This window comes from Flavobacterium magnesitis, from assembly GCF_041729735.1.
GTDB classification, from domain to species: domain Bacteria; phylum Bacteroidota; class Bacteroidia; order Flavobacteriales; family Flavobacteriaceae; genus Flavobacterium; species Flavobacterium magnesitis.
Window position 1 is genome coordinate 179486 of record NZ_JBCFQK010000002.1, and the last position, 23275, is coordinate 202760.

The following is a 23275-nucleotide window of genomic DNA, read 5'->3' on the forward strand; positions in this document are numbered from 1 at the left end:
AGTAATTAATTAGTTTGTGTAGTTAATAAAAAAAGCTTCAGGTGGTTCTGAGGCTTTTTTTTGTTTTATAGAATTCCCATAATTCGATCCATCACCCAACTGGTATGAGTAGCTGTTTTTCCATTTGAAGGATGAATTCCAGTTCCGAAAAGCTGTTCTTTCATTTCTCCCACATGATTGAATTGTACGTTTTCAGGATGCTCTATTGTAAGCGTAACTACGCCGTTTTCATTTGTAAGTACTATTGGATCTTCATTAAAAACAGAAAAATCAATCGTTCCCTGACTTCCATATATAATTACTTTGTCTTCTCTGGTTGCAGTGCCAAAGTTCCAACTTCCTGTTCCTGTAATTCCGCTTTCATGCAGCCAACAAGCAACAAGAGCATCCTTAGCAGAATATAAATTTTGTTGATTCAGACTGATTCCTGAAACTTCTTTGATGTCTCCTAATAGGTAATTAAATAAATCCAATCCATGACTGGCTAAGTCATCAAAATAGCCTCCTTTAGCAACTTCAGAGTCTGTTCGCCAATTGTACAAACCAGATAAATCTTGTTCAGAAGCAGGTTTGCTCAAATGCCAATTGATGTGTCTAATATCTCCAATACTATTGGTTTCGAGCCATTTTTTTACTTTTTTAAATCTCGGTAAGGATCGTCTGTAATAAGCGGTAAAAAGTGGAATGTTTTTCGCTTCAAATGCTTCAGAAATGGCTTTGCTGTCTTCATAGCTTGGCGCCAATGGTTTTTCGATGCAACAAATTTTTCCAGCTTGGGCTACTTTTAATCCGTATAATTTATGCGAATCGGGTGGAGTAGCAATATAAATTGCATCTACTTCGGAATCGTTGATAAGAGCATCCGCATCGGAATAGTATTTTTTTATGCCGTGTCTTTTAGCATAATCAGCTGCTTTTTCGGCATCTCTTCGCATCACAGCAACAATTTCAAATCCTGCGGTTTTTTGATAAGCAGGACCACTTTTTTTTTCGGTTACATTTCCACATCCAATGATTCCCCATCGAATTATTTTCTCTTGATTGATAGCACTCATTTTAGTCCGTTTAATTACATCCATCAATACCGCAACTGTCGGCATCTGGAGCGTTCAAGATAGTAATTTTTGATTCAAATTGCCCTTCTTCCCAAACTTTTTCTAGTGTTTTCACAAAGGTTTCTTCGTGTTGTGCACCCGAAATAGCATATTTATTATCCAATACAAAAAACGGAACGCCTTGAATTCCTAACTTTTGTGCCATTTGTATGTCGTGTTGTACTTTATCAGCAAAGGCGTTAGTATTTAATACTTCGCCTACAGCATTTGCATCAAGTCCTACTTGTGTTCCCAGTTTAGTTAAAGTTTCTTTATTGTTTACGTCTTCTCCGTCTGTTAAATAGGCTTTAAAGAGCAGTTCTTTAAGCTCGTTGCCTAGCTGATGCTCTTTGGCTAAATGCAATAAACGATGTGCATGAAATGAATTAGCCATAACGGCTTTTTCAAAATGAAATTCTAATCCTGAGTTGGCTGCATTTTGAGTCATGTTTTCTAAGGACTCAATCGCCCAATCTCTATCTTTTCTATATTTTTCAGCAAGATGATCTGTTAAGTTATCGTCTTCTGATGCTACAAAGTTTGGATCAAGTTGAAAACTCTTCCATTCAATTTCAATGGCATCCTGATGTCCAAATTGATGTATGGCATTTTCTAATCTTCTTTTTCCAATATAACAGAACGGACACATGATATCCGACCAGATTTGTATTTTAAGTTTATTTTCCATCTTTATTCTTTATTAAAGAGTGATTATGTTTGTATATACAAATGTAACAAAAAGCTTTTGTAACTGTTTCTATTTTATACTTTTATTAGCAAAGATGTATCAACATGAAAACCTATGGAGAGAAAAAAATTACCGCAGAGAACGCTAAGTTTTTTATCCTTAGCTTTTATAAAAGCAAAGTTCGCAAAGCGTTGTATTGACTTAGCTTCGCGAACTTGGTGATTTTAAAAGTTTTTTAGATGAAAAAACTTAGCGCTCTCTGCGGTAAAAATAAACAGAGAGTATTTTTTTGTTTCTCCAAAACATTTAGCGTTGATCTGCAAAGATGATTTGGATGAGAGTGGTTTAAAATCAAAAAAACCATCAAAATTTACTTTGATGGTTTTTTGTATGAGGTATAAAATGATATTACAACAAGTCTAAAACAAAAGAAGGGAATAAACCTAAGGCAATATTTAAAACTATAGCAATTACAGCAACGGCATAATATACATTTGGAGTAGTGGTTTTAGCTTCATTAGGTTCTTTGGTATACATTGCCAAAATCAATTTGAAATAGTAACCCACACTAATGATAGAATTGATTACAGCAATTATAACTAAAGCAATAAATCCAGCTTGAACGGTTTGAGTGAATAAAAACAATTTAGCAAAGAAACCTCCAAAGATTGGAATTCCAGCCATAGACAATAACGAAGCCGTTAATATTGCTGCCATTAAAGGATTGTTTTTTCCTAAACCATGAAAATTAGTAATGTCTTCGTTTTCTTTGGTTTTGCAAACATATAAAATCACGCTAAAAGCAGCGATTCCAGCCAATGCATAAGCAGAAGTATAATACAATAAAGTTCCTGATGATTTTTCGGTGCTTAGTAAAGTCATTAACATAAATCCGGCATGTGAAATACCTGAAAAAGCCAAGATACGTTTTACGTTTATTTGGCGTAAAGCCATGATATTACCCACAGTCATTGAGGCAATAGATACAATTACAATTATCAATTGAAATGCTGGAGAAATATCAGCATTCATGGTTTTTACTAATTTGTATAAGGTGGCTATGGCAACAACTTTCGCTAAAGTACTCATTAATGCTGTAGTCAAAGCAGGAGAACCTTCGTATACATCTGGTGCCCAGAAGTGGAATGGAACAGCGGCAATTTTGAAAAGCATTCCAATAAAAATTAAAACAATTCCTATGGGAAACCAAATTGGTAATTCGGCAGAACGAGATAATTCGCTAATTTCAACAATGTCAAAACTTCCCATTGCACCGTAAATCAGGCAAATTCCAAAAAGAAGAATTCCTGATGCAAAGGAGCCCATTAAGAAATATTTCAAACCCGCTTCGTTACTTTTAATGCTTAATCGGTTGCTTGAAGCCAAAACATATAAAGCAATAGATAAAACTTCGATTCCTAAAAAGAACATCGCTAAGTTTCCAAAAGAAACCATAGCAACTGCTCCCGCTAATAAGAATATTTTTATGGCAATAAAATCGGAGATTTTAGTTTGATTTCCTTCATAAAATTTATGTCCTAAACTCACTAAGAAAATAGTAAGGATGATGAATAAACCTGAAAAGGCAGAAGAAAATTTACTTACAACAATCATATTGTTATAGTAAAAATTAGGAGCAGCATTATATTCAGATATATCTAATCCAAGTACCGCCAATAATCCAATAACGACAACTGGAATGATGGCTTTTCTAGCATCAAAAATTTCAAATAAAAGGCATAAAATACCTAATCCTATTATTGCTATTAATGTATTCATATTTTATTTTGTGATTCAGGATTTGAGCTTATAAACACGCAAATCTTTAGTTTGAATTTAATTTTTAATATTATTGAATTCTATTTATTGTTCTTAAAATCTGATCCAAACTAGGATTGATTAACTCATTAATTGGTCTTGGATACAATCCGAAAAAGAAAATAACCGCAATGATAATTACCAAAACTATGGTTTCATGTAAAGTTACATCGGCAAATACCTTTGTATTGGTTTCTCCAAGCATTACTTGTTGGTACATTTTCAACATATAATAAGCTCCTAATATAATTGTAGTTCCACCCAATACAGCAAACCATACATTAATTTGATACAAGCTATATAAAACCGTAAATTCTCCAACAAAGTTAAAAGTAGTAGGCAAGGCTACCGAAGCCAAAACCAAAATCATAAATAATGAAGCAAATTTTGGTGCTTGTGATCGAATGCCACCCATTTCGGCAATCACTCTGGTATCGAATCTTCTGTAAATGATTTCTGCTGCAAAGAACAATCCCACTACAACAAAACCATGCGAAATCATTTGTAAAACGGCTCCACGCAATCCGTCAATGTTTAAAGTATAACAACCTGCTGCAATTAATCCAACGTGTGCCAATGAAGAATAAGCCAATAATTTTTTCAAATCTTTTTGTCTTAACGCTAGAATCGAACCGTAGATTACACCTGCAATTCCTAAACCGATTAATATTGGTAAATAGGTTTTTGATGCAATTGGAGTAATTGGTAATTGCCAACGCAACACACTATACAATCCCATTTTTAGCATAATACCAGATAAAAGCATGGTTCCAACAGTTGGTGCTTTTTGGTACACTTTTGCCTGCCAGGTATGGAAAGGAATGATTGGAATTTTGATAGCATAAGCTAAAAAGAATGCCCAGAAAATCCAGAATTGTTCCATTCGGCTTAATTCCACTTTGTATAAATCCTGTAGCATGAAACTGCCTGCTTTTTGGTATAAATAAACAAAAGCAATTAGCATGAACAAAGATCCTGCAAGTGTGTAGATAAAAAATTTAACTACAGCTTTTTTACGTTCTTCAACTTCTCCATTACCCCAAATTAAAGCAATAAAGTAAATTGGAATTAATGCTAATTCCCAGAAGATGTAATACAAAAGTCCATCTGATGCTAAGAAAGTTCCTGTCATTGCAAATGACATAAACAAAATTAAAGCATAAAACGATTTAGCATTTTTATATTCATTTCCAAAAGAAGAATAGATAATTAAAGGAGTCAATGTCGAAGTCAATAATAGCATGATTAATGACAATCCATCGGCAGTTAAGGAATAAGAAACCAAAGGTTTGTTGATCCAAAATTTGAAAAAACTAATATTTGCTCCTGAATTATAAGCATTCAACAAAGCAATTGATATTCCTAAAGCAACTAAGCTGAATAATAATGCCACTTTTGAAGCCAGTTTATCACCAGCAAAATAAGTAGCAAATGCGCCAACAAGTAGTATAATTAATAGTAGTGATACGTTCATGATATAAAATTATTGAGCTAAAAATAAATAAGTTAATATGGCACTAAGTCCTAAAACAAATACAAACAAATAGAAACCAATACTTCCTGTTTGTAATTTCTTCCCTTGATAACTTAATTCGTTGGTTACTTTTCCTAATCCAAATACTAAAGATGATAAAGAAGTTTCGATATAATCTCTAAAGAATCTGGACAAGCCATTGATAGAATTTACAAAGATGACATTGTAAATCTCATCCACATAATATTTGTTGTACAATACTTTTGAAAAACCTGTAATTTCGGCATCTTCTGCTGGAACCTGGTTTTGTTTGATGTATTTTACAAATGCAATTGTAATTCCTATGATTCCACCAAGAACGGCAATAGCCATTAAAGCGTATTCTGTTGTTCCAAAATGATGTGCTTCGTGCACTTCTTTCGAAAATAAAGGCGCTAAATAACCATTCAGCCAGCTATTTGTTGGCAAACTAATCAAACCACCAATAGTTGCTAAAATGGCCAATACAATCAGCGGAAAAGTAATTAATCCCGGGCTTTCGTGTAAATGAGATTTTTGGTGTTCAGTTCCTCTGAATTCTTTAAAGAAAGTCAAATACAACAAACGGAACATATAAAAAGCAGTCATTAACGAAGCTAGTGAAGCAATAACCCAAAGTGCTATGTTATGATGAAAAGCAGTCATTAAGATTTCATCTTTCGAGAAAAATCCTGAAAAAGGAGGAATTCCTGAAATAGCTAAAGACGAAAGTAAGAAAGTAATAAAAGTGATTCCCATTACTTTTTTCAATCCACCCATTCTACGCATATCTTGTTCTCCGTGCAAAGCATGAATTACTGATCCTGAGCCTAAGAATAAACAAGCTTTAAAGAAAGCGTGAGTGATTACGTGAAAAACCGCAATTTCATAAGCTCCAAAACCTAAAGCTAAGAACATTAATCCCAATTGAGAAACCGTAGAATAAGCCAATACTTTTTTGATATCGGTTTGAACCAAAGCAATCGTTGCAGCAACTAAAGAGGTTACAGCACCTACAATAGCAATGATATTTTGTACTTCAGGAGCTAAATCAAATACATAATTCAATCTTGTAATCATGAAAATACCAGCAGTTACCATCGTTGCAGCGTGAATCAAAGCCGAAACTGGCGTTGGTCCAGCCATCGCATCAGGCAACCAGGTGTATAATGGAATTTGAGCCGATTTTCCACATGCTCCAATGAATAAAGCAAAGGCAGCAATCGAAATCATTGGGTCTGTATGAGATGCATTTGAGAAAGGAATTATTGATTCTAAGTTATGATAGTCTAATGTACCATAATTCGCTCCAAGAATAAAAATCCCAATCAACAATCCTAAATCTCCTATTCTGTTCATGATGAAAGCTTTCTTAGCAGCATCATTGTATTCCTGATTTTTATGCCAAAATCCGATAAGCAAGTAAGAACAAAGTCCAACGCCTTCCCATCCGATGAATAGTACTAATAAGTTGCTTCCAATAACTAAGGTAATCATGAAGAAGATAAACAAATTCAGGTAAGCAAAGAACTTGTGCATATTCTCATCATCATGCATGTAGCTGATAGAGTAGAGGTGAATTAAAGAACCAATTCCAGTTACAAAAAGCAACCATAAAATAGATAATTGGTCTAAAAGGAAACCAAAATTCACATGGAAATTACTAATTTGAATCCAATTGAATAATTCAATTTGTACTGCTTCTTTGGTTTCGCTTATTTGAAGAAAAAAGACAAGAGTAGCAACAAATGAAACCGCAACAGTCAATGTTCCAATAATTCCTGAAGCCGATTTTCCAATCTTTTTCCCAAAGAAAATATTAAATAAAAATCCTAAAAAAGGAGCTAATAATAAGAGTAAAGCTAAATTCGTATTCATTATCGTTTATCCTTTTAAGTTTTTTAAATTATTAATATCAATCGAACCTAAATTTCTAAAAATCGATACCAAAATCGCTAAACCTACAGCAACTTCAGCCGCAGCTACAGCCATAGAGAAAAACACAAATATTTGTCCTTGTGCATCCTGATGATAGGTCGAAAATGCCACGAATAAAAGATTTACTGCGTTTAACATAATTTCGATCGACATAAATACGATGATGGCATTTCGTCTGTATAAAACTCCAAATACTCCAATACAAAAAAGTATTACAGAAAGGAAGATATAGTTCTCGATGCCTATTTCATTTAAAATATTAGTCATTTTATTTCTCCGTTTTTTCTTTTTTAGACAATAATACAACTCCAATCATCGCTGTTAAAAGCAAGATAGAAGCAAATTCAAAAGGAACCATGTATTCGTTCAATAAAACACGTCCTAAAACCTTTATAGATTGATAATCTTCGCCAGTAGCAATATATTCTCCTTCAATAGGTTTTGAATTAATAAAAATCAAAATCAAAACAATACAAATCAAACAAAAAGAAACAATAGCTCCTAATCGCGTAATACGAGGTTTATGAACTTCATTTTCCTTATTCAAATTCATTAACATGATGGTAAATAAGAACAAAATCATAATGGCTCCCGAATAAACAATAACATGAACAATAGCTAAAAATTGAGAATTCAATAGTAAATAATGTCCCGCTATAGAGAAAAAGGAAATTACTAAGTAAAGCGCACTATGAATAGGATTTCTACTAAATATTGCCAAGAAAGCGGTAATTAACGTAATAAACGATAAGAAACAAAATATAATTTGTACAGGAGTTGCGTTAGCAAAATCAGGAATATGTATCATTTAGTTAGCGTTATTAAGTTGAGCATTTTTGATAGCCATATCTAACGGCATTACTAATTTATCTTTTCCAAAAATAAAATCTTCTCTTTCATAACTAGAAGGAACTAATACTTTTGAAGTAGTCAAATAAATAGCGTCTTTAGGACAAGCTTCTTCGCACAATCCACAAAAAATACAACGCAACATATTAATCTCATATATCGAAGCATATTTTTCTTCTCTGTACAAATGTTTTTCATCCGCTTTGCGTTCAGCAGCTTTCATAGTAATGGCCTCTGCCGGACAAGATAAGGCACACAATCCGCAAGCAGTACAGTTTTCTCTTCCTTGTTCGTCGCGTTTCAACATGTGCTGACCACGATATACTGGACTCATAGTACGTACTTGTTCTGGATACTGAATGGTAACCTTTCTTGAAAACAAGTGTTTCAACGTAATGATTAATCCTTTTACAATTGCAACAAGATACAAACGCTCTAAAAAAGTCATCTCTTTATTAGAGACTTGTACTTTTCTTCCCGATAAGGATATGGTTTCTATTGACATCTTTATTTTATTTTTTATTTGAAGCTAATCCTGCTTTCCGTTTCAATCTTTTTAGTTTTAAAGAAAAAACTAAAAAGGATTTCCACTTCAATCAGGGCTAGTGCTACTCTTTGCTTATTTAAAATCCTAAAAATACTGCTATTTCGTGTCTCAAAATTACAATTCCTGTAATCACAATATTGACAATCGATACCGGAATTAATATTTTCCACCCTAAATTCATCAATTGATCGTATCTAAATCTTGGAATAGTCCATCTTACCCACATATAGAAAAAGATGAAGAAACATATTTTTGCAAATAATACTCCAATTCCTATTACGTTTGCCAAATTTACCCCCACGTTTTCTACCATCCAACTCATTCCTGGATAGTTATAACCTCCAAAGAATAAAACAGCAAGAATTGTAGAAGAGATAAACATACTTGCATATTCAGCAAATAAATAGAATCCCATTTTCATCGATGAATATTCGGTATGATAACCACCAATTAATTCACTTTCGCATTCCGCTAAATCAAATGGCGTTCTGTTCGTTTCCGCAAAAGAACAAATCAAAAAGATTAAGAATGACAGCGGTTGGTAAAATACATTCCAGCTCATTCCCGATTGTTGCAAACTAATTTCTCTTAAGCTTAAAGTTCCTGTCATCATCAATAATGCAATTAATGATAATCCCATGGCAATTTCATAAGAAACCATTTGAGAACCCGCACGAACCGCTCCCATCAAAGAAAACTTATTATTCGAAGCCCATCCTCCAATCATGATGCCGTAAATACCAATAGAAAGAATAGCCAAAATGTATAACAAGGCATTGTCAATATCAGCCGCTTGCAGAATAATATCTCTTCCAAAAAGATGAAATTTATCTCCCCACGGGATTACTGCACTGGTCATTAAAGCCATGCTCATCGAAATTGCCGGACCTACAAAAAACAAAAATCTGTTTGGGGTATCAGGTTCAAACTCTTCTTTCGAAAATAATTTCATTCCATCAGCAAGCGGTTGTAATAATCCGCCCCAACCTGCACGGTTTGGTCCTACACGATCTTGTAAAAATGCTGCAACTTTACGTTCAGCCCAAGTAGAGTACATTGCCATAATCATTGTAACGGCAAAGACAACCAGAATGATAACACTTTTTTCTATAATAATTGTACTATCCATTTTTTATAGATTACCATTTTTAAATTCTTCTTGCTCTTCTTTCTCCAAAGGGATAGCAGTCATACTGATTTTTTTACGGTCTTGCTCTCTTCCTTTTAGAATTCCTTCTTCGGTAGCAATATGAACTGTATCTAATTTTTGAGTATAATTATTTTGATTGATAACTGAATCTTTATCGAATTTTCTTGGCCCTTCAATTACCCAATCCGCTGGATCTTTGTGGTCAAAACGACATTCATTACAAATAAAATCTTCTACTTCGTGGTATTGGTCTTTTCTACCAGTAACTCTTTGGATTTCATTTCCAAACATCCAAACCGTAGTTTTTCCGCAACATCCCGGAGTAGTACACTCTCTGTGAGCGTTGAAAGGTTTGTTAAACCAAACTCTCGATTTAAAACGGAACGTTTTATCAGTCAGCGCTCCTACAGGACATACATCAATCATGTTTCCTGAGAATTCGTTGTCAATAGCTTTAGAAATACAAGTTGAAATATTAGCATGATCGCCACGGTCTAAAACTCCGTGAACTCTGTTGTCTGTCAATAGATCAGCGACTTGAACACAACGTTGGCATAAAATACAACGATTCATATGTAATTGGATATTTGGACCAATATCTTCTGGTTCAAATGTTCTCTTTTCTTCTATAAAACGAGTTTTCGATTTTCCGTGTTCAAAGCTTAAATCTTGCAAATCACATTCTCCAGCCTGATCGCAAATAGGGCAATCCAGCGGGTGATTGATTAATAGAAATTCAGTAACAGATTGACGTGCTTCACGCACTCTATCTGAATTTTTACTATTGATTTCCATACCATCCATACATCCTGTTACACAAGATGCCATTAATTTTGGCATTGGTCTAGGATCGGCATCGCTACCTTTGGCAACTTCAACTAAACAACAACGGCATTTTCCACCGCTTCCTTTTAGTTTAGAATAATAGCACATCGCAGGTGGAACTGATTCTCCTCCTATCTTACGAGCCGCTTGCAAGATGGTTGTTCCTGCTTCAACTTCAATTTCTTGACCGTCTATTGTTACTTTCATCTTTTCCTCTCCCCAACCCTCTCCAAAGGAGAGGGAGTCATTGGGTTAATTATTAAGTTATTACTTTCTCCAAACATTCCTCCCCTTTGGGGAGGCTAGGTGGGGATTAAACTGTTTGTTTGCTTACCAAATGTTTTACTTTATTAAAAGGCTCAGTAACAAAATGATTTCTGTTCTTTACTCTTTCTGGAAAACGAACATGGTATTCAAATTCTTCTCTAAAATGACGAATTGCTGCTGCCACTGGCCATGATGCTGCATCTCCAAGCGGGCAAATGGTATTTCCTTCAATTTTAGACTGAATACTCCACAACAAATCAATATCTTCTTCACGACCCTGACCGTTTTCAATACGCCACAATACTTTTTCTAACCATCCTGTTCCTTCACGGCAAGGTGTACATTGTCCGCAAGATTCATGGTGGTAAAAACGAGCAAAATTCCAAGTGTTACGTACAATACAAGCCGTATCATCATAAACAATAAATCCACCCGAACCTAACATAGAACCTGTTGCAAATCCGCCATCACTTAAAGATTCGTAAGTCATCAAACGATCTTCGCCATTAGCAGTTTTAAAAATTAAATCGGCTGGTAGAATTGGCACAGATGAACCTCCTGGAACTAAAGCTTTCAAAGGTCTGTTCGAACTCATTCCACCTAAATATTCATCAGAATTCATGAATTCATCTACGCTTAAACCTAATTCGATTTCGTAAACTCCAGGGTTTTTTACATGCCCAGAAGCCGAAATTAATTTGGTTCCTGTTGATCTTCCAATTCCTATTTTTGCATAATCATCACCAGAATTGTTTATAATCCATGGCACTGATGCTATTGTTTCTACATTGTTTACCACTGTTGGATTAGCCCACAATCCAGATACTGCCGGGAATGGTGGTTTGATACGGGGATTTCCTCTTTTTCCTTCTAAGGATTCAATCAAGGCAGTTTCCTCTCCACAAATATAAGCTCCTGCTCCACAGTGAACGTGTAGTTCTAAGTCATAACCTGAACCTAATATATTTTTCCCTAACCAACCCGCAGCTTTTGCTTCGGCAATGGCTCTTTCTAATATTTTAAAAACCCACATGTATTCTCCACGAATGTAGATGTACGAAAGGTTTGCACCCAAAGCAAAACTAGAAGTAATCATTCCTTCGATCAATAAGTGAGGAATAAATTCCATCAAATAACGATCTTTGAATGTTCCTGGTTCCGATTCATCGGCGTTGCAAACTAAATGTCTTGGTTTTCCTGATTTTTTGTCAATAAAACTCCATTTCATTCCAGCTGGGAAACCCGCTCCACCACGACCACGAAGTCCTGATTTTTTTACTTCCTCAACCACTTCATCCGGAGTCATGGCTTTTATTGCTTTCTCAACAGAAGCGTAACCACCTTCTTTACGATATACTTCGTAGGTTTTGATTCCAGGTACGTTGATTTTGTCTAATAATATTTTTTTTGACATCTTATTTATCGTGTAATATTATTTTATTATCTCGGCAATCAGCAATAATCTGATCGATTTTTTCTTTAGTCAAATGTTCTTTGTAGAAATCCCCTAATTGCATCATTGGAGCGTATCCACAAGCACCTAAGCATTCTACACCTCTTACTTCAAAAAGTCCGTCAGCAGTAGTTTCGCCAATGCCTATACCCAGTTTTTCGCAGGTATAATCCATTAAATCTTCAACTCCTCTTAAACAACAACATGAAGTTTGGCAAAATTCAAACATGTATTTCCCAATAGGTTTTAGGTTGTACATGGTATAGAAAGTAGCTACTTCGTAAACTTCAATAGGTAATATTCCAAGAATTTCGGCAACCTTATCCATTAATGCAATGCTCAACCAGTTGTCATGAGCATCTTGAACTTCGTGCAAAACAGGCAATAAAGCCGATTTTTTCTTATCTTCAGGATAATGACTAAGCAATTCATTGATGCGATTCATCAATGATTCCGTCATATTTATTTCTTGTTCGTAATGTTTTCTTTCCATTTTTCTTCTAAATCTGAAATCCTTATGCGTCTAATTCTCCGGCAATTACATTTAAACTGGATAAAATAACAATGGCATCTGATAATAATGCCCCTTTTATCATTTCTGGATAAGATTGGTAGTAAATAAAACAAGGTCTTCTAAAGTGAAGTCTGTATGGTGTTCTACTTCCGTCAGTAACCAGATAGAATCCTAATTCTCCATTTCCTCCTTCTACCGGATGGTAGATTTCGGCAACTGGAACAGGAACTTCTCCCATTACAATTTTGAAATGATAGATTAAAGATTCCATATTGTTGTAAACATCTTCTTTTGGAGGCAAATAATAATCAGGAACTTCAGCATGGTATTCGTTTCCTTCCGGCATTTTGTCTAAAGCCTGACGAATAATGCTCAAACTTTCCCAAACTTCGGCATTACGAACACAAAAACGATCGTATGTATCTCCCGATTTTCCTACTGGAACTTTAAAATCAAAGTCTTCATAAGAACTGTAAGGTTGCGCCACACGAACATCATAATCAACACCCGCAGCACGTAAATTTGGTCCAGTAAATCCGTAAGCCATGGCGCTTTCGGCAGAAATAGCACCTACATTTACGGTTCTGTCTATAAAAATTCTATTTCTTTCAAATAGGTTTTCAAATTCTTTCCAGGCAACTGGGAATTCTTCTAAGAAAACGTCTAGTTTTCTAAAAGCTTCTGGTGACCAGTCTCTTTCAAAACCACCAATTCTTCCCATATTTGTTGTTAAACGAGCACCACAAATTTCTTCGTAGATTTCGTATACTTTTTCTCTAAATTGGAAAACATAAAGGAAACCAGTATAAGCACCCGTATCAACTCCTAAAATGGAATTACAAATCAGGTGATCGGTAATTCTTGCCAATTCCATTACAATAACTCTTAAATATTGGGCTCTTTTAGGAACTTCAACACCTAGTAATTTTTCTAAAGTCATCCACCATCCCATATTGTTGATAGGAGAGGAGCAATAGTTCATACGATCCGTAAGAGGAGTAATTTGGTAAAATGGACGATTTTCGGCAATTTTTTCGAAAGCTCTATGGATGTAACCAATAGTTGGTTCAGCATCTAAAATTCGTTCCCCATCCATCAACAGAATGTTTTGGAAAATTCCGTGAGTAGCTGGGTGAGTCGGACCTAAATTCAAGATTGAAAGCTCGTTTCCGTCTTCGTTTAGTTGCTCTTTTATTATTTTAGCATAGCGATGCTCTGGTGGTAATAATAGTTCTGACATTTATAGAATGTGAAAAATTATATTATTGTTTTTTTAGCAATTGTCTACTGTTCTTCCAAAGAAACGGTCGTCTTTATCGGTTCTTCCGCCGTCTTCCATTGGGAATTCCTTACGCATTGGAAAAGAAATCATTTCATCCATATTCAAAATACGTTTCAATTGTGGATGACCAATAAAGTTTACACCGAAGAAATCATAGGTTTCTCTTTCCATCCAATTGGATGATAAGAAAATATTCGAAATTGTTTTGATTTCAGGATTTTCTCCGTTAATAAAAGCTTTTATTCGAACGCGTTTGTTTTCGTACCAATTGTGCATGTGGTATACCACTGCAAATTGTCTTTCTACTGGATTATCTGGATAATGAACACCGCATAAATCAGTTAAAAAATGAAAGCGTAAATCAGTATCGTTTTTTAAGAATAAAATGATAGCGGTATTTTTATTAGCATTGATTTCGAAAGAAAAAATATCTCTTTCCTCCTGGAAATTAAATACATCTCCACCGAAAGTTGCGGCTAATTTTTCTTGTATAGCTGTGTTTTCTAATGCCATTTTATTTGATATTATAAGAAGCTAATAATTCTTGATACTCTGGTGAACTTCTTCTTCTTACCGATTCTGTTTTTACTAGTTCTTGTAATTTCATCACACCATCAACAATTTGTTCTGGTCTTGGCGGACATCCTGGAACATAAACATCAACTGGAATTACTTTGTCAATTCCTTGTAGAACCGAGTAAGTATCGAATATTCCACCTGATGAAGCACAAGCTCCAACAGCAATTACCCATCTAGGTTCAGACATTTGTTCGTAAACCTGACGTAAAATAGGAGCCATTTTTTTAGAAATTGTTCCCATTACTAATAACATATCGGCTTGACGAGGAGAAAAACTTACACGCTCTGAACCAAAACGCGCCAAGTCATAATGAGATGCCATAGTGGCCATAAATTCAATACCGCAACAAGAAGTTGCAAAAGGCAACGGCCAAAGTGAATTGGCACGAGCCAATCCTACTACATCATTTAGTTTTGTGGCAAAAAAACCTTCACCTACAACACCTTCAGGAGGGGCAACCATATTTATTTTTGAATCGCTCATTTTATAAAATTTATAAGTTATGAGTTGTAAGTTCATAGCTTAAATTTAAAATCAATTTTTAATTTCAAAACCTTCTTATTCCCCTTTAGGGGTTAGGGGTTTATTCCCATTCGATAGCTTTCTTTTTGATGATATAGAAAAAACCAACTAAAAGTAAAGACATGAAAATGATCATTTTTACCATTCCTTCTAATCCAAGTTCTTTGAAGTTAATAGCCCACGGATAAAGGAAAATTACTTCAATGTCAAACAATACAAACAAGATAGCTACAAGGAAATATTTTACAGAGAATGGAATACGAGCATTTCCTACCGATTCAACTCCGCACTCAAAATTTTTATCTTTTATAACGGAATTTCTTTTTGGACCTAATTTTCCAGAAATAATGATGGTAGCTACTACAAACCCGATGACAAGCATTGCCTGCATAAGAATGGGTAAATAATTGAATTGATCAGATTGCATATATAATGGATTTTGTGCTAAAATAAGTCACAAAGATATGCTTCAATGTTATAAAACACAAGCAGACTATCAAAATTAGTGCTTGGTTTTAAGAGGTTTTTTAGTAGTTTTTAATGATTATAAATAAGATTTTTTATGTTTCTTAAAAAAAACTAAAAATTTAACTTTTAATTGTATAAAAAAAACGTCCCGATACAATCGAGACGTTTTTAAGCATTCGTAACAAAAAAAATATTTTGTTTAGATTACTGCAACTTTAGCAGCAACTTTTCCTTTTCTTCCTTCTTCTTCTTCGTAGCTAACTCTGTCACCTTCGCGTAATTCTTCCGCGTTGATTCCTGAAGCGTGAACAAAAATGTCTTTTCCTGTTTCTTCGTCTGTAATGAATCCGTAACCTTTTGATTCATTGAAAAATTTAACTGTACCTGTACGCATTGTAATAGTAATAATAATTTATAATAAGGCAAATGTAAGGTTTAATTACATACGAAAATGATTAATATCAAAATTTTTCATAAAATAATTGATATTCAGTGTTTTCACGCCGTTTCGAAAGGGATTTACTATAAATTTAATTGGATGTGTAATTCGTTTAATTGCGTGTTATCAATGGCTGATGGAGCATCAATCATTACGTCTCTTCCTGAGTTGTTTTTAGGGAAAGCAATGAAATCTCTGATAGTTTCCTGACCTCCTAAAATAGCCACTAATCGATCTAATCCAAAAGCCAATCCACCGTGTGGCGGTGCTCCAAACTGGAAAGCATCCATCAGGAATCCGAATTGTGCTTTGGCTTCTTCTTCGCTAAAACCTAGATATTTAAACATTAATTGTTGCGTTGTTTTATCGTGAATACGAATAGAACCACCTCCAATTTCGTTTCCGTTCAAAACCATGTCGTAAGCATTAGCACGAACTTTTCCTGGTTCAGTTTCTAATAGTTTCATGTCTTCTGGTTTAGGCGAGGTAAATGGATGATGCATAGCATGGTAACGACCGCTTTCTTCGTCTAATTCTAACAATGGAAAATCAACTACCCAAAGTGGTGCGAAAACAGCTGGATTACGCAATCCTAAACGTGTGGCTAATTCCATTCTTAAAGCACTTAATTGCGCTCTGGTTTTGTTAGCTGATCCCGAAAGTACAAAAATCATATCGCCAGCTTTAGCTCCAGTTACTTTTGCCCAATTGACTAAATCCTCTTGATCGTAGAATTTATCTACCGATGATTTGAAAGTTCCGTCTTCGTTGCATTTGGCATACACCATTCCTGATGCACCCACTTGAGGACGTTTTACCCAGTCAATTAATGCATCAATTTCTTTACGAGTGTAATTTCCAGCTCCTGGAACAGCAATTCCAACTACTAATTCAGCAGCATTAAATATTGGAAATTCTTTGTGTTGTGCAAATTCGTTTAATTCTCCAAATTCCATCCCAAAACGGATGTCTGGTTTGTCATTTCCGTAAGTTTTCATAGCGTGCTCGTAAGTCATGCGAGGAAATTTTTCTACTTCAATTCCTTTTATTTCTTTTAGCAAATGACGAGTCAGTCCTTCAAAAATATTTAAAATATCTTCTTGTTCTACAAATGCCATTTCGCAATCGATTTGTGTAAACTCAGGTTGTCTGTCGGCACGTAAATCTTCGTCACGGAAACATTTCACAATTTGGAAATATTTGTCCATTCCACCTACCATCAATAATTGTTTGAAAGTTTGTGGCGATTGTGGCAACGCATAAAATTGCCCTTCATTCATTCGGGAAGGAACAACAAAATCTCTCGCTCCTTCTGGCGTAGATTTAATTAGATAAGGTGTTTCTACTTCGCAGAAATCCAAGTCAGATAAATATTTACGTACTTCCATTGCCACTTTGTGACGGAATAACAAGTTGTTTTTTACAGGATTTCTTCTGATGTCTAAGTAACGGTATTTCATTCGAATTTCTTCTCCACCATCTGTTTCATCTTCAATTGTAAAAGGAGGAGTCAAAGAAGTATTTAAAATTTTGAAATCCTTAAATAGAACTTCTATATCTCCGGTAGAAATATTTTTATTTTTATTTTCTCTTTCTCTTACATTTCCTTTTATTTGGATTACCCATTCCCTTTGGACAGATTTAATGTTATCAAATCCTTTTTGTTCTGGATTATGAATTTGAAGATTTTCAATTTTTAAAATGTCCTCAATATAATCTTCAGTGTTTGTAGAATTATCTACGACAATTTGTGTAATTCCATATCTATCTCTTAAATCAATAAAAGTAATTGATCCAAATTTTCTAACAGTTTGCACCCAACCCGCAAGTGTAACTTCGGTGTTTATGTGTGAGGCGTTTAACTCGCCACAGTTATGACTTCTATACATTTCGAAAAATTTAATTATTTGGTTTATAAGTCAGAAAAAAAGACTCGGCTGCAAATTTAGAACTAATTATGTACATTGAATTGAGAAAATTGATTTTTTAATGCTTTGAATAATCTGGGGTTTTAATTTCCAATGTTAAGTTTTCGTTCAATGTTATTAAATTGTTACCAAATTGTTTTTTTAATGTAAATTAATATGTAATTTTGATAAAAGAAACCACATAAAATTTTGTATTATGAAAAAATATATAGTTATCGGAGCAGTATTAATCACAGGAATGATTTTTGCACAAACACCTAAACCGCAGTTAGAAGCCGTGGGAAATAAAGTAAAAGCTACTTATTTTCATGAAAATGGAAAAGTACAACAAGTAGGTTTTTATGAAGACGGAAAATTAGATGGAAAATGGACATCTTATGATAATGAAGGAAACAAATTAGCTATTGCTGAGTACAATAAAGGAGAGAAAGTAGGAAAATGGTTTTTCTGGAATGATTCTACTTTAAGTGAAGTAGATTATGCTAATAACCAAGTTGCTTCTGTTAAAAATTGGAAAAAACAAGCAATCGCTAACGTGGATTAAATTTAAAGTTGTTAATTGAAAAAAAAAGGCTTTTCCAGATTTTTGGAAAAGCCTTTTTTAATGTCCTTATTTTTTTGGTTTACTACTTTTTAATTTTAAAGTTGCGTATAATGTTATAACTGACAGAATAATCCAAAAAACATCTACAAAAAACGGTTGAAATTGATGGTTGCTGTATGAAACCCAAAACCAATTTCCCGTTTTGATTCCGTTTGTAATTGGAATTAAAAAACCAAGAATACTTCCCGAAAGCAAACAAAACTGATTGGTAAAACGATTGTTTTTCTTTAGAATAAAAAAGATACTCAATAGTAACCAACTGATAAAGTACACTGCATACGTATTATCTTGTCCTAATGGATAGCAAACTTTAGCTATAATAAAAGTCAATGCAGTAACAGGAAACATACTCAAACAAATGGCTAAGTAAATGCGAACTACAGCTTCGTTGAAACGTCTTTTTTTCTCAGGCATGTTTTTCTTGTCTCTGGCAACAAGCCAAATCATCACTCCAGAAATGATTACAAAACAAGATAAAATTCCTAAAACAAAACTGATGATTTTTAACCCGTAACCGCCATAATCTCCAAAATGGATGCGGTATAAAATGTTTTTCACACTATCTAAATAAGTAGTTTGGGTTATAGGATCTTTTTTAGAAACGACTTCGCCAGTGGCAACTTTATAAACCATTTCACCAATACCAGTGAATTTTTTGCCATAGTCAATTTCTCCTTTAACTAAAACGTGCATGTTAGCGTCTCCGTAGTTTTGAATTTCGACACGAGTAATATTAAAATCATCCCAGTTTTTTTTAGTAGCAGCAACCATTTCATTAATACTAAATGATTTGGTTAAAGCTTTATATTCAAAAGGATAATCAGTTCCTGAATATTTTAATTCTTTGTATAATTTGTCTTGATCTCCTTGGTAAAGCAGTTGGACACTAGGTGCTACCATTAATAATTTAATCATAAAAAAAGCGCCAGTAACTGCATATACAAATTGAAAAGGCAAACCTAACATTCCTAATGAAGTATGTGCATCAGTCCACAAGGTTTTTAATTTTTCTTTTGGACGGAAAACATAAAAACTAGAGATGATTTTTTTCCAATGCACTAAAACTCCTGTTACAATTGCAAATAGAAAAAACAAAGCAATAAATCCAGATAAATAGTAGCCATAAGGATAGGGGATTTGTGCCAGGAAATGCAAACGATAAATAAATTCACCTAAATTATAGGACTCAGCATAAGTAGTCGTTTTGTAAGTCGAATTATTTAAAATTAGGTATTGTGATTCTTTCCCTTTTTTAGAAGCCAAGCTGTCTTTTGAAGCTTCCAAAGAGGTGCCTACGCTATGTTCATTTTGAGGCTGGTAAAAACTAACTTTTCTACCATGCAAATCATAAGTGGTGTCCAGTACTTTTAAAGCCTGATCGAAATTTAATTCTATTTTACTGGTCACCGAAGTAGGTTGACCGCTTTCCCAACTTGCAATATCTTCTTTAAAAAAAGAAAACGAACCTGCGAAAAAAATCACGTACAAAACCACACTAATAACAATGCCGCTAACGGTGTGTGTATGAAAAAAGATATTGTAATTTCTATTGTTCATGGTTTATTTTGCTATTGGATTATAGGTTTGACCTAAATAAAGTATTCCCAAAAAAAGTAGGCTGATTCCAAGATAGATTAACCAAATTTTCCAGCCATTTTTAGCTAAAAATGCTACTACCATAAGTGCTACCCAAACGATAAAACCGCTAAAAGCCATTGTTATCATGATGTTGGCTCTATTAAACCAACTGGCAAGTGCCAAGTGAAAACTGATAGAAACCAAGTAACCACCTAAAATTGCTGCGGTTATTTTGGCAAAACGTTGCCATTTGGATTGTGTTAAATATTTTGGATTTGCTGGCATAATAGGAATTAGTTATAGCATTCAATAAAAGTAGCCATTGCAAATAGTATAAAAACAAACGATGGTTTTATAATTTTTAATGGACTTAAAATAATAATCAAGCTCCCGATGGTCATTAATAATATGAAATAGATTAAAGTTCCTGATCCTATGGCTTGTTCTAGTAACAAAACAAAAAAAGCACTTAGTAACAATAAAAAACCAAAATATTTAGTGGATCTAGTATTTTTTTTAATCCATTGTTCAAATCCTTTATCATACGAAACATAGGTTTTTTTAGAAGTATAATAAAGTGCATAAAAACCAATGAATATAAGAAAACTTACAATTGAAATCATAACTTTTATATTTAGAATCCACTTACTTAAAATGGATTAAGTAAGCGGATTTTGTTTTATTATATTAAAATCTATAAGAGAAGCTTGCAGCTACAGTTCTAGGATCTTTTGGGTGAATGGTTGACCAACCATCATAAATTTCTTCATCCGTAATGTTATTTACTTTAAGTGTGATAGTAAATTTTTCAGCAGTGTAAAACAACGATGAATTTAATTCAGTGTATTCAGGAATAGTGAAAGTTCCTGCGATAGCTCTGTTCATAATTTTGTTATCACCAACATAATTTCCTCCAAATCCTAAACCAAAACCTCTTAATACGCCATGAGTAAATTTATAACTTGCCCAAAGGTTAGCTAAGTTTCTTGCTCCAGCGCTTTCTGATCTAAAACCTACAAAATCAACATCTCCTTTTGTTAAGACTGCGTCATTGTAGCTGTAACCTAAAATAATGTTCAAGCCACTTACAGGATTAGCTACAAATTCAGCTTCGAAACCTTTATTTTTTTGTCCTCCGTCCTGAAAATTTTGTATTTCAGTAGCACTAGTTCTAATACTGTAAGCTTTATCAGTTACTCTAATGTCATAATAGCTTAAGGTGGCATATAATTTATCTGAAAATAAATTTAATTTGGTTCCCACTTCAATTTGGTTTGCATGTTCTGGATTAAAAACTACCGGAGTTCTTATTGTACCGCTTACGTTTTCTGAAGGAGCGACATTACTAAATCCGTTCATGTAATTTGCAAAAAGAGAAACTTTATCCAAAACAGGTTGGTAAACCAATCCAAATTTTGGTGAAAATGCAGTTTGATTGTAGCCACCATTATCAGCATTCATAAAACGATCCACACGTACACTTGCCATGGCTGATAATTCAGGTAGAATGTTAATTACGTTAGATACATAAGCACTATAAACTTCTTGCTTGGTTTTGTTATTGTTTCTTGGGCTGTCGCCAACAATTGCATCTGAACCAGCCTTAGTCAAATCTCCAGTATCCCCGTTAGAAGGGCCAAAAATAGCATTGAAAGAAGGCAAGTCATTACCTATATAAATGTATCCGTTACCGAAGTATCCTGAACCATAATCAGCAGTTGTTCTTTTAAAATAATCTAAACCAGCCACAATTCGGTTTCTTACATTTCCAATTTTAAAATCACCAATGAAATTTTGTTGAATATCGGTTGTTTTATTTTGATTATCTTGATAGTTAAATTGACGACCTAAAACAATTCCTTCAGTAATGGAAGGGAAAAACTGTGTTCCTTCATACAAGTAAGCATAATTCCCTTTTGATTTTGCTGAACTGTTAGAGAATACAGTTTGTGAAGTCCATTGGTCAGAAAGCTTATAATTCATTTGAGTCTGAATGTTATAAGAAGGTGTTTTTATGGTTAATTCGTTACTTGTATACGAACGATTGTTATCATAGTTTAATTCATCAATATTATGAACTCTTAATGGAGCAGCCCGATCTAAAAACAACATGGTTGGGTTTGTAGATTCGTTGCTCATGAACTCTGTGTTTACTAAGAATGATAATCTATCGTTTACTTCATAAGATAGGGAAGGAGCAATAAAGAATGATTCTCTAAATCCAGCATCTTGAAAACTTTCTCGTTTGCTATAAGCTGAGTTGACTCTGAAATTTAAACTTTTTTGTTCATTCAAAGGAGTGTTTATATCTACGGTTGCACGATGTAATCCATAGCTACCTACGGTATAATTTACTTCACCACCGAATCCTTTATAAGGTCTTTTTGTAGTAGTATTGATTAATCCTCCATAAGATATTAAGCTGCTGCCAAATAAAGTTCCTGATGGTCCTTTGATTACTTCAATTCTATCGATATTTGCTGGATCTAAACTTCCGTTTGTTAGTCCAGGTAATCCATTTACAATAGTGGCTTGTACAGGAAAACCTCTAAGTGAATAATAACTTGCTCCATCACCACCACGACCAGTAGAAGCCCATAATGGAGTTATACCCGGAACATTTTTTAATGCATCATCAAAGTTAGTTACTACTTGTTCTTTTAATAATTCATTAGTAACGGTTGTATAAACTTGTGGGTTTTCAAGGTTTTTAAGGGGTAATCTTGAAACTTGTGGATTTTCTTTTCTGGCAAAATGATTTTTTTTGCTTCCATTAACGGTTACTTCAGTCAGTTCTTCTGAGTTGTAATTAATTTTAGCATTTTGTGTTAATTCCTGCCCCTCTGCTAAATTAATCTTAAGCTCTTTTGTAATATATCCAATAGCTGAGATTTTTAAAGTGTAACTTCCAGGCTTAACATTTTTAATTTTATAATTTCCGTTCTCATCAGTTACAGTTCCTAATCGGGTGCCTTTTAGGATTACAGAAATGTTTTCGGGAGATTGGTCGTTATTTAAGGTTATTTGTCCTGTAATTGTTCCTTTTTCTTGAGCCCAAGTTCTATTGGAAAATAATAGAATAAATAATGAAGTTAAAATAACCAGTGCAAATTTCGTTTTCATTTTATTTAGAATTGTTTTTGATAGCGCAAAAGTAAATACCGAAACGTTATAAACCAAACAATTTTAATTTATTCTAAATAAGAAAAACAAAATAATTTGAAATTTTATTAAAATTT

The 23275-nt window shown here is 34.0% G+C and carries 23 protein-coding genes; 1 reads left to right on the forward strand and 22 read right to left on the reverse strand.

The annotated features are described in order from the left end of the window. Nucleotides 1-65 precede the first annotated feature (65 nt). The 18 genes from AAGV33_RS02570 to aspS all read right to left on the reverse strand — a co-directional run bounded on the left by AAGV33_RS02570 (nt 66) and on the right by aspS (nt 17815). Nucleotides 66-1055: a Gfo/Idh/MocA family protein gene (locus AAGV33_RS02570; RefSeq protein ID WP_373390355.1), complete on the reverse strand. Its 990-nt coding sequence runs from the start codon at nt 1053-1055 to the stop codon at nt 66-68. A gap of 10 nt (nt 1056-1065) precedes the next feature. Continuing rightward, nucleotides 1066-1782 carry a DsbA family oxidoreductase gene (locus AAGV33_RS02575; RefSeq protein ID WP_373390356.1) on the reverse strand — a complete coding sequence of 239 codons (717 nt, stop codon included), beginning with the start codon at nt 1780-1782 and terminating at the stop codon, nt 1066-1068. 408 nt (nt 1783-2190) lie between these two features. Continuing rightward, the gene (locus AAGV33_RS02580) at nt 2191-3561 is read right to left on the reverse strand and encodes an NADH-quinone oxidoreductase subunit N (RefSeq protein WP_373390357.1); all 1371 of its coding nucleotides are present in this window, start codon (nt 3559-3561) and stop codon (nt 2191-2193) included. Between the two features lie 70 nt (nt 3562-3631). Then, nucleotides 3632-5074, reverse strand: a complete 1443-nt coding sequence (locus AAGV33_RS02585; RefSeq protein ID WP_373390358.1) for a complex I subunit 4 family protein — start codon at nt 5072-5074, stop codon at nt 3632-3634. 9 nt (nt 5075-5083) lie between these two features. Next, complete coding sequence (gene nuoL, locus AAGV33_RS02590; RefSeq protein ID WP_373390359.1) at nt 5084-6970, reverse strand: NADH-quinone oxidoreductase subunit L; 1887 nt, start codon at nt 6968-6970, stop codon at nt 5084-5086. 6 nt (nt 6971-6976) lie between these two features. Beyond that, on the reverse strand, nt 6977-7297 hold the full coding sequence (gene nuoK / locus AAGV33_RS02595; protein WP_073243864.1) for an NADH-quinone oxidoreductase subunit NuoK: 321 nt from the start codon (nt 7295-7297) through the stop codon (nt 6977-6979). Between the two features lies 1 nt (nt 7298). Next, nucleotides 7299-7838: an NADH-quinone oxidoreductase subunit J family protein gene (locus AAGV33_RS02600; RefSeq protein WP_373390361.1), complete on the reverse strand. Its 540-nt coding sequence runs from the start codon at nt 7836-7838 to the stop codon at nt 7299-7301. Next, complete coding sequence (locus tag AAGV33_RS02605) at nt 7839-8384, reverse strand: NuoI/complex I 23 kDa subunit family protein (protein ID WP_373390362.1); 546 nt, start codon at nt 8382-8384, stop codon at nt 7839-7841. 118 nt (nt 8385-8502) lie between these two features. Then, nucleotides 8503-9555 carry an NADH-quinone oxidoreductase subunit NuoH gene (gene nuoH, locus AAGV33_RS02610; protein ID WP_373390363.1) on the reverse strand — a complete coding sequence of 351 codons (1053 nt, stop codon included), beginning with the start codon at nt 9553-9555 and terminating at the stop codon, nt 8503-8505. Nucleotides 9556-9558: 3 nt separating this feature from the next. Then, nucleotides 9559-10608, reverse strand: coding sequence for an NADH-quinone oxidoreductase subunit G (locus tag AAGV33_RS02615; protein ID WP_373390364.1), 1050 nt, complete (start codon nt 10606-10608; stop codon nt 9559-9561). A gap of 106 nt (nt 10609-10714) precedes the next feature. Further along, nucleotides 10715-12082: an NADH-quinone oxidoreductase subunit NuoF gene (gene nuoF, locus AAGV33_RS02620; protein ID WP_373390365.1), complete on the reverse strand. Its 1368-nt coding sequence runs from the start codon at nt 12080-12082 to the stop codon at nt 10715-10717. Nucleotide 12083: 1 nt separating this feature from the next. Further along, nucleotides 12084-12614 (reverse strand): complex I 24 kDa subunit family protein, encoded by a 531-nt coding sequence (locus AAGV33_RS02625; protein WP_373390367.1) that lies wholly within the window; start codon nt 12612-12614, stop codon nt 12084-12086. 22 nt (nt 12615-12636) lie between these two features. Continuing rightward, nucleotides 12637-13875 carry an NADH-quinone oxidoreductase subunit D gene (locus AAGV33_RS02630; RefSeq protein ID WP_373390368.1) on the reverse strand — a complete coding sequence of 413 codons (1239 nt, stop codon included), beginning with the start codon at nt 13873-13875 and terminating at the stop codon, nt 12637-12639. 33 nt (nt 13876-13908) lie between these two features. Next, on the reverse strand, nt 13909-14430 hold the full coding sequence (locus tag AAGV33_RS02635; RefSeq protein ID WP_373390369.1) for an NADH-quinone oxidoreductase subunit C: 522 nt from the start codon (nt 14428-14430) through the stop codon (nt 13909-13911). A gap of 1 nt (nt 14431) precedes the next feature. Next, nucleotides 14432-14980, reverse strand: coding sequence for an NADH-quinone oxidoreductase subunit B (locus AAGV33_RS02640; protein ID WP_373390370.1), 549 nt, complete (start codon nt 14978-14980; stop codon nt 14432-14434). A gap of 100 nt (nt 14981-15080) precedes the next feature. Continuing rightward, nucleotides 15081-15446: an NADH-quinone oxidoreductase subunit A gene (locus tag AAGV33_RS02645; RefSeq protein ID WP_373390371.1), complete on the reverse strand. Its 366-nt coding sequence runs from the start codon at nt 15444-15446 to the stop codon at nt 15081-15083. A gap of 240 nt (nt 15447-15686) precedes the next feature. Beyond that, nucleotides 15687-15881, reverse strand: coding sequence for a cold-shock protein (locus tag AAGV33_RS02650; protein ID WP_007137066.1), 195 nt, complete (start codon nt 15879-15881; stop codon nt 15687-15689). Nucleotides 15882-16009: 128 nt separating this feature from the next. Then, complete coding sequence (gene aspS / locus AAGV33_RS02655; RefSeq protein ID WP_373390373.1) at nt 16010-17815, reverse strand: aspartate--tRNA ligase; 1806 nt, start codon at nt 17813-17815, stop codon at nt 16010-16012. Between the two features lie 235 nt (nt 17816-18050). Between aspS and AAGV33_RS02660 the strand changes: the two genes are divergently transcribed. Continuing rightward, nucleotides 18051-18398 (forward strand): toxin-antitoxin system YwqK family antitoxin, encoded by a 348-nt coding sequence (locus AAGV33_RS02660; RefSeq protein WP_373390374.1) that lies wholly within the window; start codon nt 18051-18053, stop codon nt 18396-18398. A gap of 66 nt (nt 18399-18464) precedes the next feature. On the opposite strand, the gene AAGV33_RS02665 is transcribed toward AAGV33_RS02660, so the two are convergent. From AAGV33_RS02665 to AAGV33_RS02680, 4 genes are all read right to left on the reverse strand, one after another. Next, on the reverse strand, nt 18465-20015 hold the full coding sequence (locus tag AAGV33_RS02665; RefSeq protein WP_373390375.1) for a PepSY-associated TM helix domain-containing protein: 1551 nt from the start codon (nt 20013-20015) through the stop codon (nt 18465-18467). A gap of 3 nt (nt 20016-20018) precedes the next feature. Continuing rightward, nucleotides 20019-20321: a hypothetical protein gene (locus tag AAGV33_RS02670; RefSeq protein ID WP_373390376.1), complete on the reverse strand. Its 303-nt coding sequence runs from the start codon at nt 20319-20321 to the stop codon at nt 20019-20021. 8 nt (nt 20322-20329) lie between these two features. Next, nucleotides 20330-20659 carry a hypothetical protein gene (locus AAGV33_RS02675; protein ID WP_373390377.1) on the reverse strand — a complete coding sequence of 110 codons (330 nt, stop codon included), beginning with the start codon at nt 20657-20659 and terminating at the stop codon, nt 20330-20332. A 64-nt stretch (nt 20660-20723) separates the two neighbouring features. After that, the gene (locus AAGV33_RS02680; protein WP_373390379.1) at nt 20724-23159 is read right to left on the reverse strand and encodes a TonB-dependent siderophore receptor; all 2436 of its coding nucleotides are present in this window, start codon (nt 23157-23159) and stop codon (nt 20724-20726) included. Between the last annotated feature and the right edge of the window lie 116 nt (nt 23160-23275).